This is a genomic window from Pelorhabdus sp. sgz311001 (assembly GCF_055901755.1).
Genome location: NZ_JBVXUT010000008.1, coordinates 71,773 through 86,033 on the forward strand (window position 1 = coordinate 71,773; position 14,261 = coordinate 86,033).

At 46.1% G+C, this 14,261-nt stretch carries 12 protein-coding genes; 9 read left to right on the plus strand and 3 right to left on the minus strand.

The window, feature by feature from the left end; genetic code table 11:
* Positions 1-34: 34 nt before the first annotated feature.
* From AC0MXB_RS17430 to AC0MXB_RS17445, 4 genes are all read left to right on the plus strand, one after another.
* A complete protein-coding gene (locus tag AC0MXB_RS17430) occupies positions 35-568 on the plus strand; it encodes a phage tail protein (protein ID WP_474040997.1) in 534 nt (177 codons plus the stop codon).
* Between the two features lie 11 nt (positions 569-579).
* A complete protein-coding gene (locus AC0MXB_RS17435) occupies positions 580-1,614 on the plus strand; it encodes a phage tail protein (protein WP_474040998.1) in 1,035 nt (344 codons plus the stop codon).
* Between the two features lie 236 nt (positions 1,615-1,850).
* Entirely contained in the window at positions 1,851-2,948 is a 1,098-nt protein-coding gene (locus AC0MXB_RS17440) for a tetratricopeptide repeat-containing glycosyltransferase family 2 protein (RefSeq protein ID WP_474040999.1), read from the plus strand.
* Between the two features lie 96 nt (positions 2,949-3,044).
* Positions 3,045-5,204: a BclA C-terminal domain-containing protein gene (locus AC0MXB_RS17445; RefSeq protein WP_474041000.1), complete on the plus strand. Its 2,160-nt coding sequence runs from the start codon at positions 3,045-3,047 to the stop codon at positions 5,202-5,204.
* Between the two features lie 116 nt (positions 5,205-5,320).
* Here AC0MXB_RS17445 and AC0MXB_RS17450 read toward each other — a convergent pair whose 3' ends face one another.
* Positions 5,321-7,222, minus strand: a complete 1,902-nt coding sequence (locus tag AC0MXB_RS17450) for a heavy metal translocating P-type ATPase (protein ID WP_474041001.1) — start codon at positions 7,220-7,222, stop codon at positions 5,321-5,323.
* Positions 7,223-7,240: 18 nt separating this feature from the next.
* Complete coding sequence (locus AC0MXB_RS17455; RefSeq protein ID WP_474041002.1) at positions 7,241-7,654, minus strand: MarR family winged helix-turn-helix transcriptional regulator; 414 nt, start codon at positions 7,652-7,654, stop codon at positions 7,241-7,243.
* A gap of 224 nt (positions 7,655-7,878) precedes the next feature.
* On the opposite strand from AC0MXB_RS17455, the gene AC0MXB_RS17460 reads away from it, so the two are divergent.
* From AC0MXB_RS17460 to AC0MXB_RS17470, 3 genes are all read left to right on the plus strand, one after another.
* The gene (locus AC0MXB_RS17460) at positions 7,879-8,313 is read left to right on the plus strand and encodes an Rrf2 family transcriptional regulator (protein ID WP_474041003.1); all 435 of its coding nucleotides are present in this window, start codon (positions 7,879-7,881) and stop codon (positions 8,311-8,313) included.
* A 127-nt stretch (positions 8,314-8,440) separates the two neighbouring features.
* A complete protein-coding gene (locus AC0MXB_RS17465) occupies positions 8,441-9,070 on the plus strand; it encodes a DsbA family protein (RefSeq protein WP_474041004.1) in 630 nt (209 codons plus the stop codon).
* Between the two features lie 47 nt (positions 9,071-9,117).
* Entirely contained in the window at positions 9,118-9,744 is a 627-nt protein-coding gene (locus AC0MXB_RS17470; protein WP_474041005.1) for an NAD(P)-dependent oxidoreductase, read from the plus strand.
* Between the two features lie 119 nt (positions 9,745-9,863).
* Here AC0MXB_RS17470 and AC0MXB_RS17475 read toward each other — a convergent pair whose 3' ends face one another.
* Positions 9,864-10,613 (minus strand): IclR family transcriptional regulator, encoded by a 750-nt coding sequence (locus tag AC0MXB_RS17475; RefSeq protein WP_474041006.1) that lies wholly within the window; start codon positions 10,611-10,613, stop codon positions 9,864-9,866.
* A 287-nt stretch (positions 10,614-10,900) separates the two neighbouring features.
* Here AC0MXB_RS17475 and AC0MXB_RS17480 point away from each other — a divergent pair, with 287 nt between their 5' ends.
* Entirely contained in the window at positions 10,901-12,877 is a 1,977-nt protein-coding gene (locus tag AC0MXB_RS17480; RefSeq protein WP_474041007.1) for a YjhG/YagF family D-xylonate dehydratase, read from the plus strand.
* Positions 12,878-12,909: 32 nt separating this feature from the next.
* Positions 12,910-14,259, plus strand: coding sequence for a gluconate:H+ symporter (locus tag AC0MXB_RS17485; protein WP_474041008.1), 1,350 nt, complete (start codon positions 12,910-12,912; stop codon positions 14,257-14,259).
* The last annotated feature ends 2 nt before the right edge of the window (positions 14,260-14,261 follow it).

Sequence of the window (14,261 nt, forward strand, 5' to 3'; positions counted from 1 at the left end):
CTGCGGCAAAATGAATATGGAAGGAGCTGAGAGTGTGATTGGTACGGAATGGTATATTGGCGAAATTAGAGCGTTTCCCTATGGTGTATGCCCGGTAGGCTGGCTGCCGTGTGACGGCAGACTAATACCAATAATTTATTACGTGGCATTGCAAAGTCTTATTGGGTTTACTTTTGGCGGGGATATGAAAACCGGTGTCTTTGGTTTGCCGGATCTCAGGGGAAAAGCTGTCGTGGGGTTAAATAATAATGCCCTGGACTTAATTAACATTGAATATGGCAAGTCGGACGGGGATGCTTTGCATACGCTCACCAACGAGGAAGTCCCTGTTCATAATCATGTCCCACAAGCAGATAATCAGAGCGGAGGAAGTTTCAGTGTTAACGGTACCGTATGGGGAACAGTCGATGGGCAAGTTAATGTATACGCTCAGCAGTCTAATTTGGTAGCTATGAATAGTGCGGCGTTAGATGATGCCGGGGGTAGCGGGGCGCATGATAATATGCAGCCATATTTACCGGTATATTTTTGTATTGCGTGTATGGGACTTTACCCATCACGGAGTTAGGAGGCAGCAAAATGTCGGATTGGTATGTAGGCGAGGTTCGTATTGTTGGATTTAATTTTACGCCATGGGACTGGCTAATGTGTAATGGCGGTGTTTTTTCAGTGTCAGAGTATCCAGAGTTAGCAGCTGTGCTGAAAGATACTTATGGCGGCGACGGAGTAACAACGTTTGGGGTGCCGAATTTTAACGGCAGAACCGTAATTGGCACAGGTCAGGGCACGGGACTCACCGAACGCAAGTTAAATGATCTGGTTGGCAGTACCCAAGAAACCTTATCAGCTGAGCAAATGCCGGTGCATTCTCATAAGGTAAGGGCTGTTAGTAAGTGCTCAGATTCGGCATTAACCAATAATCCTGAGGGGAGTTTTTGGGCGAAGAATGTGCCGGGTACTTATTCAGAAAATGCGCCAAATACCGAAATGTGCGCTTCGGCAATTACCGCTACAGAGGGCAAGGGTTTTGCTCATAATAATATCCAGCCGAGTATTTGCCTGAATTATATGATTGTTCCTTATCCGGCTGACTATGAGTTTCAGTATTATGTGGGGGAAATACGTATGTTTGCCGGGACTACGTTGCCAGATGGCTGGCATTTGTGTGATGGAAGCTTAGTAGATGTAAAACAGTATCAGGATTTATATAATTTAATTGGTATAACCTATGGTGGTGACGGTACAGATAAATTTGCGCTACCAGATTTATGCGGCAGGACGATAATTGGGGCTAGTGAGCAATATCCTTTAGGCGCCAAGGGGGGGAGTGAGACGGTTACCCTGTCAGTAAACGAAGTCCCCAGGCATGGCCACACTGTGCGTGCGACAAGTGGCGCGGGGACGAATAGTGTGCCTGGCGAAAATATGCTATGGGCAAATGGCGGTACACAAACCCCTTATGCGGCTGCAGGAAGTGCTCTTGACTCTACAATGAATGCAGCAGCGCTCACTACCAGCGGCGGCGATAAGGCGCACAACAATATGATGCCATCTTTGGGCCTCAATTTTATGATTGCTTTGACTGGGGCAAATCCGGCGGATTATTATGGTTAACATATAAAAATAGGGGGATTGCTCTCTGGCTATTTGATGGGGGAAATCCTAACATAAACACCTGTTTTATGAGGGGGGAAGGTATTAATGAAGTTCCCTCCATCTACGCAATTTTTTAAAAAAGCTTCCAGCGTTTTTGCTGGAAGCTTTTCGATTTCTCATTTTTTATTAAAGATGAGTCCCTTGGTTGGTTCTAGCAATAGAATAGATTAATAAAGGTTGAAGGAAGGGGTACTATGGAGGGACCATCTATCATGCCAGTAAGTCTATGTATGATTGTAAAAAATGAGGAAGCTACTATTGGGCGGTGCTTAACATCTGTAAGGGATGTTGTACAAGAAATTATTATTGTTGATACAGGTTCAAATGATCATACAAAAGATGTTGTACGTCAGTATACTGACCAAATTTACGATTTTGAATGGATAGATGATTTTGCAGCTGCCAGGAATTATTCCTTTAGTTTAGCAACAAAGGAGTATATTCTCTGGCTAGATGCCGATGATGTTCTAGAACCTAATGATCGTAATAAGCTATTGACGCTTTTGGGAAGCATGGACAACACAACAGATGCGGTCAGTATGCTATATAATTTGTCTAGCGATGATCAAGGCAACATTGTTACTCAGATTCGCCGTAATAGATTGGTAAAAAGGGCAAATAATTGTGTTTGGATTGGAAAGGTTCATGAATATCTTGAAGTATATGGGCATGTCTTACAGAGTGATGTCGCAATAACTCATAGTCCCATAAAACATGATTCTGATCGCAATTTGCGAATTTATGAGCATCGATTATTAAAAGGAGAAACATTCACTCCTAGAGATTTGTATTATTTTGCTAATGAGTTATTAGATCACAAATTATATAATAGGGCAATTGAATACTACCACCGTTTCTTAGCAACGAATAAGGGGTGGGTTGAAGATATTATTTCCACTTGTGGGAAGCTAGCAGATTGTTACTATTTTCTAAATGATATAGAAAACCAATTAAAATATATTTTTAAATCATTTGAATATGATGTTCCCAGAGCAGAGTTTTGTTGTCGGCTCGGATACCATTATCTAAGCATTGGTGAATTTAAAAGGTCCATATTCTGGTATAAATTAGTACCATCCCTAGAAGAGCCAAATGATAGTTGGGGGCTAATTAGTCATGCTTGTTGGACCTGGATACCTCACATTCAGCTATGTGTGTGTTATTCAAAAATTGGTAAATACGAACTTGCTTCTTATCATAATGAAATGGCTGCAAAATATCTTGGCAATGATGGCAGAGTGATTCAAAATCGAGAGTTTTTGGAAAAATTTTTAGTAATTGGTGAAAAATAATATTGTCGAAGAGGCAATTGTGGTTTCTTCGTAGAGCAACACTTCTTTAGGTGCATAAAATACTATGAAATCCATTAAAGGAGGTTGCTCAAAGGAATGGTATATGAGTCGTTAATTGATGATAATGAACCAAAGGGAAAAGCTTGTCCCAAGCCTTGCCCTAAGCCTTGCCCTAAGCCTTGCCCTAAGCATCATCCACAAGGGTGTGAAATATGTATAATAGGAGCCACGGGAGCCACGGGAGCCACAGGAGCCACAGGAGCTACGGGAGCCACGGGAGCTACGGGAGCCACAGGAGCTACGGGAGCTACGGGAGCCACGGGAGCTACGGGAGCCACAGGAGCTACGGGAGCCACAGGAGCCACAGGCCCAAGTGGTCCGACAGGTCCAAGTGGCCCAACTGGTCCGACGGGTGCTACTGGTCCCGGAGGAGGTCCCACAGGCCCGACGGGTCCGACAGGCCCAGCAGGCCCAACCGGCCCCACAGGTCCAACTGGAGATCCAGGCCCAACCGGTCCGACAGGTCCCACAGGCCCGACGGGTCCGACAGGCCCAACAGGCCCAACAGGCCCAACAGGCCCAACCGGCCCCACAGGTCCAACTGGAGATCCAGGCCCAACCGGTCCGACAGGTCCGACAGGCCCAACAGGCCCAACAGGCCCAACAGGTCCAACCGGTCCAACAGGCCCAAGTGGCCCAACAGGTCCAAGTGGTCCGACAGGCCCAAGTGGCCCAACCGGCCCAAGTGGCCCAACAGGTCCAAGTGGCCCGACAGGTCCAAGTGGCCCAACCGGTCCAAGTGGCCCGACAGGCCCAAGTGGTCCGACAGGTCCGAGTGGCCCGACAGGTCCAAGCGGTCCGACAGGTCCAAGTGGCCCGACAGGTCCAAGCGGTCCGACAGGTCCAAGTGGCCCGACAGGCCCAAGTGGTCCGACAGGTCCGAGTGGCCCGACAGGTCCAAGCGGTCCGACAGGTCCAAGCGGTCCGACAGGTCCAAGCGGTCCGACAGGTCCAAGTGGCCCAACAGGCCCAAGTGGTCCGACAGGTCCGAGTGGCCCAACAGGTCCAAGTGGCCCAACAGGTCCAAGTGGCCCGACAGGTCCAAGTGGCCCGACAGGCCCAAGTGGCCCCACAGGTCCGAGTGGTCCGACAGGAGCTGCAGGAATTACCGGCGCAATTGGTGCTACCGGAGAAACAGGAGCTGCAGGGGTTACAGGCGCAACAGGGACTACCGGCGCAACCGGAGCCACCGGAGCCACCGGAGCCACCGGCCCAACAGGCCCAACAGGTTCAACAGGTCCGACAGGTCCAAGTGGCCCGACAGGTCCAAGTGGCCCAACAGGTCCAAGTGGCCCGACAGGTCCAAGCGGCCCAACAGGTCCAAGTGGTCCGACAGGTCCAAGTGGCCCGACAGGCCCAAGTGGTCCGACAGGCCCAAGTGGCCCAACAGGCCCAAGTGGTCCGACAGGTCCAAGTGGCCCCACAGGAGCTACCGGCTCAACAGGTCCAAGTGGTCCAACAGGAGCTGCAGGAATTACCGGCGCAATTGGTGCTACCGGCGCAACAGGACCTACAGGAGCTACGGGTCCGACTGGAGCTGCAGGAATTACTGGAGGAACAGGTGCTACCGGAGGAACAGGCCCTACAGGAGCAACCGGTCCCACAGGAGCTACCGGCTCAACTGGTGCTACAGGTCCAAGTGGCCCGACCGGCGCAACAGGACCTACAGGAGCAACGGGTCCAACAGGAGCCGCAGGAACTACTGGCCCGAGTGGCCCAACAGGAGCTGCAGGGGTTACAGGTCCAACAGGAGCTGCAGGAACTACAGGCGCAACTGGTGCTACCGGGGCAGGCTTAAATGGTTATGGATATGTCTACCAATTGGCAACTCTTGCTGATGCAACGGTTGTCGGCGGTGCAGACGTTCCTTTTAGCAATAACGGCCCTTTGAGTGGGGTTACGCATACGCCAGGCACTAGTACCGTGGTTGTCACTAGTGCAGCGACGTATAAAATTGACTATAATTTGTCTATTACAGCTGGCGTTGGTGCTCAAATAGCGATTGCTGTAAATGGCGTAGTTAATAGTTCAACACCTATTTCATTCTTAGTTGCTGTAGGCGAAATTAGCGGAACCGCTATTCTCTCTTTAAGTGCTGGGGATGTTTTAACACTACGAAATAATTCAGCAATTGCTTTAACTATTACACTGGCTCCTGCTGTAGGTTCGCAACTAGTCATAACACGACTCAATTAATAGAAAGAAGGAGGCTGCTTTACGACATAGCAGCCTCCTTCTTTTATTTAATAACGTCAATAATAGACAGTTTCAATTTAAATGGATTTTTATCTTGTCACCTGGCTAAAGCCATATTATGGTTGAGACGCTGTCGTCAAAACGCTGGCGGTTGAGCTACGTAATGTTGCGCTGCGTAATAATCGTGCTGAATTAAGTACGACTAGAATTGCGCCGGCATTATGGACAATGGCGGCTGCTATCGGACCAAGCAATCCCAATGTGGCAAAAACAATGGCTACGATGTTAATGAGATTTGCCGCAATAATATTTTGCCAGATTGTACGATACGCTTGTTTGCTTAAATCAATCGCCTCCGGAATTTTAGCTAAATCATCCGATAAAAGGGCAATATCTGCCGCTTCCATTGCAATGTCGGTGCCGGAACAGCCCATGGCGATGCCGATATCTGCTTTAACGAGTGATGGGGCATCATTAACTCCATCGCCAACCATAGCGACTTTATGGCCTAAGTCTTGGTATTTTTCCACGTAGCTTACTTTGTCTGCCGGGAGTAAGTCGCCGTGAACGATAGGAATGCTTAGTTCGGCGGCAATCGCTTTTCCGACGGGAAGAGCATCTCCTGTCAACATAACTAGATTTTTTAGTTTTGACGGGAAGAGATACTTCAAAACGGCAGCTGCTTCTTGGCGTACTGGATCTTGTACCACGAGGATAGCGGCTACCTGTGTATAAGCAGCAAATAGAATGACCGTTCCACCGAGCGACTGCTGGTTTTCACAGTAGGCACGTTGTTGTTCTGTCATTACGATGTTTTGGGCATCAAATAATGTTTTATTGCCTAAGAGGAACTTTTTGTGATTTATTTCGGCAATGATTCCCTGACCGATGACGTGTTGCCACTTTGTTGGTTCTGCTAAAACGATGTTTTCAGTTTCGGCAGCCTCAATAATCGCTTTGGCTAAGTGGTGCTCAGAACGTCTTTCCATGCCGGCCGCAATGGCAAGCACATCGCTTTTATTCCAGTTCTCGTAGCAGTGCAACTCTTTTAAGCGCGGCTTGCCGATCGTAACGGTTCCCGTCTTATCAAGTACGAGCGTATCGATGCGGCTCGCTGCTTCAAGGATGTCGCCGCCTTTGATTAAAATCCCTTTTCTCGCAGCAGATCCAATTGCGGCAGCAACTGCCGTAGGCGTACTTAACAGCATCGCACAAGGGCAGAAGACGATTAGTATGGTTACACTTCTGACAATATCGCCTGTTACAATATATACGAGTGCGGCAATGGCAAGACTCAGGGGAACAAACCAATTGGCCCAGCGATCAACTATGCGGGCGATCGGCGCTTTGTTGTCTTGGGCTGTTTTTACCAGCTTTATAATATGGCCTAGCGCGGTATCCTGGCCAACCTTGGTAGCAACGATCTCGATACTGCCTAGTGACGCAATGGTTCCGCCAAATACATTATCGCCGCTGCTACGTTCCACCGGAATGGATTCTCCGGTAATTGTCGATTGATCAACGGTGGCGAAACCGGCCACAACAACGCCATCTACGGGGATCTTATCTCCTGGCTTTACGAGCAAATGATCGCCTACCTGAACTAGTTCAGCGTCAATTTCCTGTTCTTCCCCTGTGTTAAATAGACGTGCCTTAAGCGGTGTTAATTCGGCTAACTTTTGCAGGGCTGAATTCGATTTTTCTAGGGTCATGTGTTCAAGCATTTCTCCGAAGGTCATAATCAAGGCCACTTCGGCGGCGGCAAGATACTCGCCAATGGCAACAGCGGCAATAATTGCAATGCTTACTAGTAAACCGACTTTGGTATCGCCACGTTGCAAAATTGCTTTAACCGCTTCTAAAACGATCGGTACTCCACTAATGATTGCGGCGATCAAGGTTGTATCGATCCCCAGTATTTGCGGTACATACCCAAGCCAATAGCCTCCAAGCAAAATTGCTGTAATGGAAATGATACTATAGTCTTTGAGATGTCCGCCTAAATGATGATCATGCATAGTTTATCCACCTCTTTTCTAGAAAGCTTCCGAATTCACTTTCTGCAGAATGTTTAATAGCTGTTGGCCTTCCTCTTCCGTAAGTACAGCAAGGATTTGTTGTGTGAGCGAATGGTGGTACTCATGGTGTTCATCAAAAATATTTCTGCCTTTATCGGTGAGGGTAATTAGGTTCACTCGGCGGTCTTCTTTCACACTTTCTCTTTTGGCATAGCCCTTTTTTTCAAGCTTATCTACGGTAACCGTAGTTGTTCCTGTAGTAACTCCTAGATTTTGTGCCAGTGTTTTCATATTCATTGGGCCGAGCTGTCCAAGGATCTCAATAGCATGAGCTTCGGCCACCGTTACGTCACTTGCTTTAATAACGGAGTTTTCCCAAGACGCAAATTCGTTAAAAAAAGTAAAAAGTTCATCAGTTAATTTATCTACCATGATTTTCTCTCCTAAACTTTGATGATAATAATATTTGATAATAATATAGTTTGAAATTCAAACTAATTGTATAACAAGAGATAACTGCTGTCAACACAAAGCTATCACATAATGTGTTACAATATGAGGACAAAATAGGAATATTTTAAAATGGATAGTCTTTATCCAAAAGTATTGACTTTTTATATTGATGTAACTATAATGATTACAACAGGGGGAGCAAAATGAAAATTAGCAGTCGTTTCTCAGTGGCAGTTCATATTTTAGCGTTGCTAGCGATCAATCCGGAGGCTCATAACACTTCGGAGTGGATTGCTTCAAGTGTCAATACGAATCCGGTTATTGTTCGCAATGTTTTAGGACAGCTGAAAAAGGGTGGATTGGTTACGATACGACCTGGAGTAGGTGGGGCCTATCTCAATAAATCACTAGAAACAATCAATCTGCTTGAAATTTATCAAGCCGTGGAGGTTGTTCCGGCAAAAGGACTATTTCATCTTCACGAGCAACCCAATCCGCAGTGTCCTGTTGGCGCTAATATTCAAGCCGTATTAGAACAGGTCTTACTACAGGCTCAATTTGCGCTTGAACAAGTATTAGCGCAAGTTACGCTGAAGCAGCTTGTGGCGGGTCTTGTTGAAAAAATCAATGAAACCTAACTTTATAATATAAAATTTTTTTAACTGCGTTGTAATGACTTTGATTACAACAAAACAAGTTGTAAATTTAGCCTAAGCTAGGCGGCAGAGTTACTATGCTGTGCTTGCTTTAATGGAGGGATAAACAATGAAAACAAAACTTTACTATGTTATGGACCCAATGTGTGGTTGGTGCTACGGATTTAGTGATGTAATGAGTCAAATTCATGACAAATACAAAAGGGATTTTGAATTTACGGTGCTGCCCGCAGGGATGTGGGTTGGTGATCATGTGCAGGTCATGAATGGTCAGTTAGGCAGTATGATAAAATCTCACAATACAATAATTACGAAGGTGACAGGAAAAAGTTTTGGGCCTGATTTTGAAGCAAACATATTGGAAAAGGATCAAGCTGTTTTAGACAGTTTACCAGGTTCTAAGGCCATTATAGCTATGCAAAATTTACAGGAAGACAAGGTATTTGCATATATCAAACAAATTTACCAGGCCTTTTATATCGAAGGACGAGATATGAATGATTGGCGTATTTACGCTGAATTAGCTGCTAAATATGGTGTTCCCGAAGCGGTATTCCAGGCAGAATTCTTTTCTGAAGAGAATTTGCCAAAGGTTAAACAGGCTTTTGACTTGGCCGAGAAACTGGGAGCTACTACTTATCCTAGTCTTGTAGCAGTGCAAGAGAACGAAATACAGCTAGTGTCTCAAGGCTATACAGCTTTTAGCGAGCTAGATGCGAGAATTGCTAGGTTATCCTAGTTGATACAAATAGATTGTTCTAATAATAAAAAAGAGGAGTGTTTATTATGAAAATTGCTGTAATCGGTGCGAATGGGCGCGTTGGCTCCCGTATAGTTTCTGAGGCTCTTAGCCGGAATCATGCAGTGACTGCTATCGTTCGCCATGCTGCCACCATAACAAATCCTAAGATCCAAGTAATCGAACGGGACATTTTCGCATTAACTATACAGGACTTACAGGGCTATGATGTAGTTGTTAGTGCTTTTGGGGCTCACCAAGGACCATACGAGCTGCATGTAGAAACGGCGAAACATTTAACGTCTTTGCTAAAAAATCAAGAAAAACCTCGCCTAATTATTGTTGGTGGCGCTGGCAGCTTACTAGTAGATGATCACGGAACAGAGCTTTGCGCTACACCCGATTTTCCCGCAGCATACAAACCTACGGCAACAGCAATGCGGGATGAATTAGTATTCTTACGCAGCGTAGACGATGTCAATTGGACCTTTCTTAGCCCGTCGGCGGTATTTGCCCCAGGCGAACGCACTGGTACGTTTCGCCTAGGCAAAGATCATTTGCTGATTGCTGCCGATGGAAATAGCTCCATTAGTATGGAAGATTACGCAATCGCCCTTGTTGATGAAATTGAGAAACCGAAACATATTAAACAACGGTTTACAGTTGGGTATTAAGAGACTGTCAATAAAAATAAAAAAATCACGCCTCAGCTATAGTCAAATACAGCTGAGGCGTGATTTTTTTGCGTTGCCAAAGTCAGTGCAAGCCAGTTACAAAGGATTACAGCTCTAATTTACCTGAATTTTACTTGACGGAATTGTTCGCGCGCATCAAGTAGCAAGCGGGATACTAGTTCGATATGTTCCTTGGTAGCTCGAAATAGCGGGATACTTACGCTGAGGGCAGCTAAGGTTTTTCCTGATGATTCTAGAGGGACGGCATAGCAGCACAGTCCAGGAGTGATTTCTTCCTGTTCTATGGCAATATACTCTGCGCGCACTCTTGCCAACTGGTCAAAAAGCGTAGAAAAGTCCGTGACAGTGTGGTCGGTATGAGCTGTTAAACCATGAGGATAAAGCCGCTTGATGTCATCTTCTTCATAGGTACTGAGCAGGGCTTTGCCAAGGGCTGTGCAATGGGCGGGGAGCCGTTTTCCCACGCGAGAAATAATGCGGATATCAAGACCAAGCTCTGGTTCTTCTTTTAGCACATAAAGTACATTATTTCCGTCTAGAATCCCCATTTGGCAGAGTTCTTTTGTTTCGGCAACAATTTTCTTCATGATAGATCGGACAAATTCGAGCATATATTCATCCTGGGAATAGGAAGTACCGGTACAAAATGCTGAGATGCCAAGCTTATAACGGAGTGAGTCTTTATTTAGCTGGATATAATTCATATCGGCCATGGTTTGCAGAATGGGAAATAGAGTACTTTTGGGGACATCGATCGCTTTCGATATTTCAGTTAGTGTGAGTCCGTCTGCATTACCAGATAGGAGATTTAAAATATTAAGTACTCGCTCGGTAGGTTTGTGTGACATAGATACTCCTTTGATGACCGTAGTTTTCATTTGTTGCCAAGTGCTTAGGGCATTCATATTTATTCTAGTAATATTTAAAACCTTTGTCTAGATAAAAGTGTTTTCCTTAAGTTGAAAGAAGTCATTGAAAATATTTTGTGAAATTTTAAAAATCAGTTGCAAGCAAATGCAGAATTGTGCTAATATTTAGTTGCTGGTTCTTATAAAAGAATTTGATTCGTATATAAGAACAAAAACAATACGGGTTATAAGTTCGTAACGAGAAAATAATCGGGAGGTAGTTATGTATGGCAGTGAAATCTATATATGATGTCGATGATGAATCTTTTTATGAAATTGATACTCATGCCGAAGGACCGCAGGGAAAGCTGCCCTTTAGTGAAGAGTATCTGAGAGAGTCGCCGAGCGGTCATTTGTTTGGTATGACGCTCAATGCTGGTATGGGCTGGGAGCCGGAAAAGCTGAATGATGATGATGTGCTGATTCTGAGTACGCAGGGCGGCATTCGCGGTTCTAAGGGAGAAACCATCGCCGTAGGACTTCATACGGGGCATTATGAATTGGGAATTCAGATGGCAGAAGCCGCTGATGAATTTAAAAAACAGGGCGCTCTTCCCTATGCAGCTTATGTAACTGATCCTTGTGACGGACGCAGTCAGGGAACGACGGGGATGTTTGATTCACTTCCTTATCGCAATGATGCGGCCATTGTACTGAGACGGTTGGCGCGGTCATTGCCGACACGCAAAGCCGTAATGGGAGTTGCGACTTGTGATAAGGGATTGCCAGCAATGATGATGGCCCTGGCGTCGCTTCATGACGAGCCGACGGTTCTTGTCCCTGGTGGCGCTACGCTGCAACCGATAAACGGGGAAGATGCCGGTACGGTACAGACGATCGGCGTTCGTTTTGCCAATGACGAAATTACCTTTGACGAAGCGGCAAAAGTGGGCTGCAGAGCCTGTGCATCCGCTGGCGGCGGCTGTCAGTTCTTTGGGACTGCTGGTACGTCGCAAGTGATTGCGGAATCACTGGGGTTGGCGATTACTCACTCGGCTCTAGCTCCTTCCGGTCAGAAAATTTGGCAGGAAGTTGCGCGTCAGTCAGCGAGATCTTTGTTGGCGTTGAAAGATAAAAATATTACGACAAAGCAAATTATTACGGATAAAGCCATTGAAAATGCCATGGTGCTCCATGCGGCCTTTGGCGGCTCGACCAATTTATTGTTGCATTTGCCAGCAATTGCTTTTGCGGCTGGCTGTAAAATGCCAACAGTTCAAGACTGGGCGGCTATCAATAAAAAAGTTCCCCGTCTCGTTAGCGTTCTGCCGATCGGACCTGTTAACTATCCGACTGTGAGTGTGTTCCTTGCTGGCGGCGTGCCGGAAGTGATGCTGCATTTGCGGAAACTGGGACTCTTACATGAAGATGTAATGACGGTTACTGGCGCTACATTGAAAGAAAATCTGGACTGGTGGGAAACTTCCGAACGGCGTCAAAAATGTCGGAGTCGTTTGATGGAAATTGATGGAGTTAATCCTGATGATGTCATTATGAATCCGGTCAAAGCCAAGGCAAGAGGACTGACCTCGACGGTTACCTTCCCAGTAGGAAACATTGCTCCAGAAGGCGCTGTTGTCAAATCGACGGCAATTGATCCTTCCGTGATCGATCCTGACGGAGTGTTTCGTCATACTGGCGAGGCAAAAGTCTTTACTTCGGAAAAATCGGCAATCAAAGCAATCAAGGATAAGCTGATTCAAGCTGGCGATATCATGATTGTTATGGGCGGCGGGCCGAAAGGAACTGGGATGGAAGAAACCTATCAGCTTACTTCGGCGCTAAAGAAACTGCCTTTTGGCAAGCACGTTTCTTTGATTACAGACGCTAGATTTTCTGGTGTGTCGACAGGCGCCTGCTTTGGTCATGTGGGACCAGAAGCATTGGTTGGCGGCCCGTTAGGCAAACTTCGCGATGGCGATTTAATCGAAATTGTTGTTGATGCCAAACAGTTTGAAGGATCCATCAATTTTATTGGAACAAAAGAACAGCGCCTGTCTTATGACGCGGGGGCTAAGGTTCTAGCAGCACGCGATACCTATCCAGGGCTAGCGCCGAATCCTGATTTACCTGAAGATACGCGCTTATGGGCGGCGCTCCAGTCAGTAAGTGGTGGTATCTGGCGGGGCTGTGTCTATGATGTTGATAAAATTATTGAAGTCATTGAAGCTGGCAAGAAGGCTTTACTTGAGCAAAAAAGTTAGTAATAAGATAAAAAATAAGGGAGAAATGCATAATGCCGTTGTTAACTGTATTAGTCGGTGTCGTCCTATTGATCCTATTGATTTCCAGACTAAAAATGAATACCTTTATAGCTTTACTGATCGTTTCTTTTGGCGTAGCTCTCGTCTTGGGAATTCCGGTTGGTAAAATTGTTGGAACCATAGAAGCAGGAATCGGCGGCACACTGGGACATATTGCTCTGATCTTTGGTCTTGGGGCGATGCTAGGTCATCTCGTAGCTGGCGCTGGCGGTGCGCAGCGTATTGCCATGACTTTGATTCGTCAGTTCGGACAGAAGAAAATAGAGTGGGCTGTCATTATTGCTTCGTTTATTGTCGGTATTGCCATGTTTTTTGAAGTAGGTCTGGTTTTGTTGATCCCGATCGTTTATTCGATTGCAAGGGAAATGAAAGTTTCCATGTTGTTTCTGGGGATTTCCATGCTGTCAGCACTACTGGCAACTCATGCCTTTCTCCCGCCGCATCCGGGTCCTACCGTTATTGCCGGTGAATATGGCGCCGATATCGGTCTGGTTTTACTTTACGGTATCATAGTAGCCATTCCAACTGTGCTAGTTGCCGGGCCGCTCTATACTCGTATTGCGAAAAAAATTGTGCCTGACGCTTTTGCCAAACGGGGCAATATTAGTTCACTGGGAACTCAGAAAGAATTTAATCTAGAAGAAACGCCGAGCTTTGTGGTTAGTATGATTACCGCTATGTTTCCCGTGTTTCTCATGTTGATTGCTACAGCCGTAAAAATGGTTGTTGGTAATAGTGCGATTGACAAAAGCGCTGTGCTAAAAACGGTAGTATTTTTAGGTGATCCCTCTGTGGCCATGTTGATTTCTGTTTTGGTAGCTGTTTATACGATGGGAATCAGACGTAATATTCCGATTACTGAAATTGCGAAATCTTGTTCGTCGGCAGCCAGTGATATTGGGATGATGCTGTTGATTATTGGCGGCGGCGGCGCTTTTAAACAAGTTCTAGTCGTAGGTGGAGTTGGCAGCTATATTGCAACCTTATTTGCTGGCACTTCTATGTCACCGATTTTCCTTGCCTGGGTTGTAGCAGCCATTCTGCGCATATCCCTAGGTTCGGCAACGGTTGCGGCGATTTCCACAGCGGGACTCGTCATTCCCATGTTGTCGCAGTATCATGTCAATCTGGCTCTGGTTACTTTGGCGACTGGCTGCGGCAGCGCCATTGCGTCGCATGTTAATGATGCCGGGTTTTGGATGGTTAAAGAGTATTTTGGTTTGACGTTGAAAGAAACTTTTGCTACGTGGACAGTACTGTCTACCATTACAGCAGTTGTCGGGCTGGTCTTCATTTTGCTGCTTGATATGGTTTTGCAATAAGA

Excerpts from the sequence above, each read along its gene's own strand:
- AC0MXB_RS17460 (WP_474041003.1), top strand. The coding sequence starts at position 7,879 with ATGAAAATTAGCAGTCGTTTCTCAGTGGCAGTTCATATTTTAGCGTTG.
- AC0MXB_RS17480 (WP_474041007.1), top strand. The coding sequence starts at position 10,901 with ATGGCAGTGAAATCTATATATGATGTCGATGATGAATCTTTTTATGAA.
- AC0MXB_RS17445 (WP_474041000.1), top strand. The coding sequence starts at position 3,045 with ATGGTATATGAGTCGTTAATTGATGATAATGAACCAAAGGGAAAAGCT.
- AC0MXB_RS17435 (WP_474040998.1), top strand. The coding sequence starts at position 580 with ATGTCGGATTGGTATGTAGGCGAGGTTCGTATTGTTGGATTTAATTTT.
- AC0MXB_RS17470 (WP_474041005.1), top strand. The coding sequence starts at position 9,118 with ATGAAAATTGCTGTAATCGGTGCGAATGGGCGCGTTGGCTCCCGTATA.
- AC0MXB_RS17485 (WP_474041008.1), top strand. The coding sequence starts at position 12,910 with ATGCCGTTGTTAACTGTATTAGTCGGTGTCGTCCTATTGATCCTATTG.
- AC0MXB_RS17465 (WP_474041004.1), top strand. The coding sequence starts at position 8,441 with ATGAAAACAAAACTTTACTATGTTATGGACCCAATGTGTGGTTGGTGC.
- AC0MXB_RS17475 (WP_474041006.1), bottom strand. The coding sequence starts at position 10,613 with ATGTCACACAAACCTACCGAGCGAGTACTTAATATTTTAAATCTCCTA.
- AC0MXB_RS17455 (WP_474041002.1), bottom strand. The coding sequence starts at position 7,654 with ATGGTAGATAAATTAACTGATGAACTTTTTACTTTTTTTAACGAATTT.
- AC0MXB_RS17440 (WP_474040999.1), top strand. The coding sequence starts at position 1,851 with ATGGAGGGACCATCTATCATGCCAGTAAGTCTATGTATGATTGTAAAA.
- AC0MXB_RS17450 (WP_474041001.1), bottom strand. The coding sequence starts at position 7,222 with ATGCATGATCATCATTTAGGCGGACATCTCAAAGACTATAGTATCATT.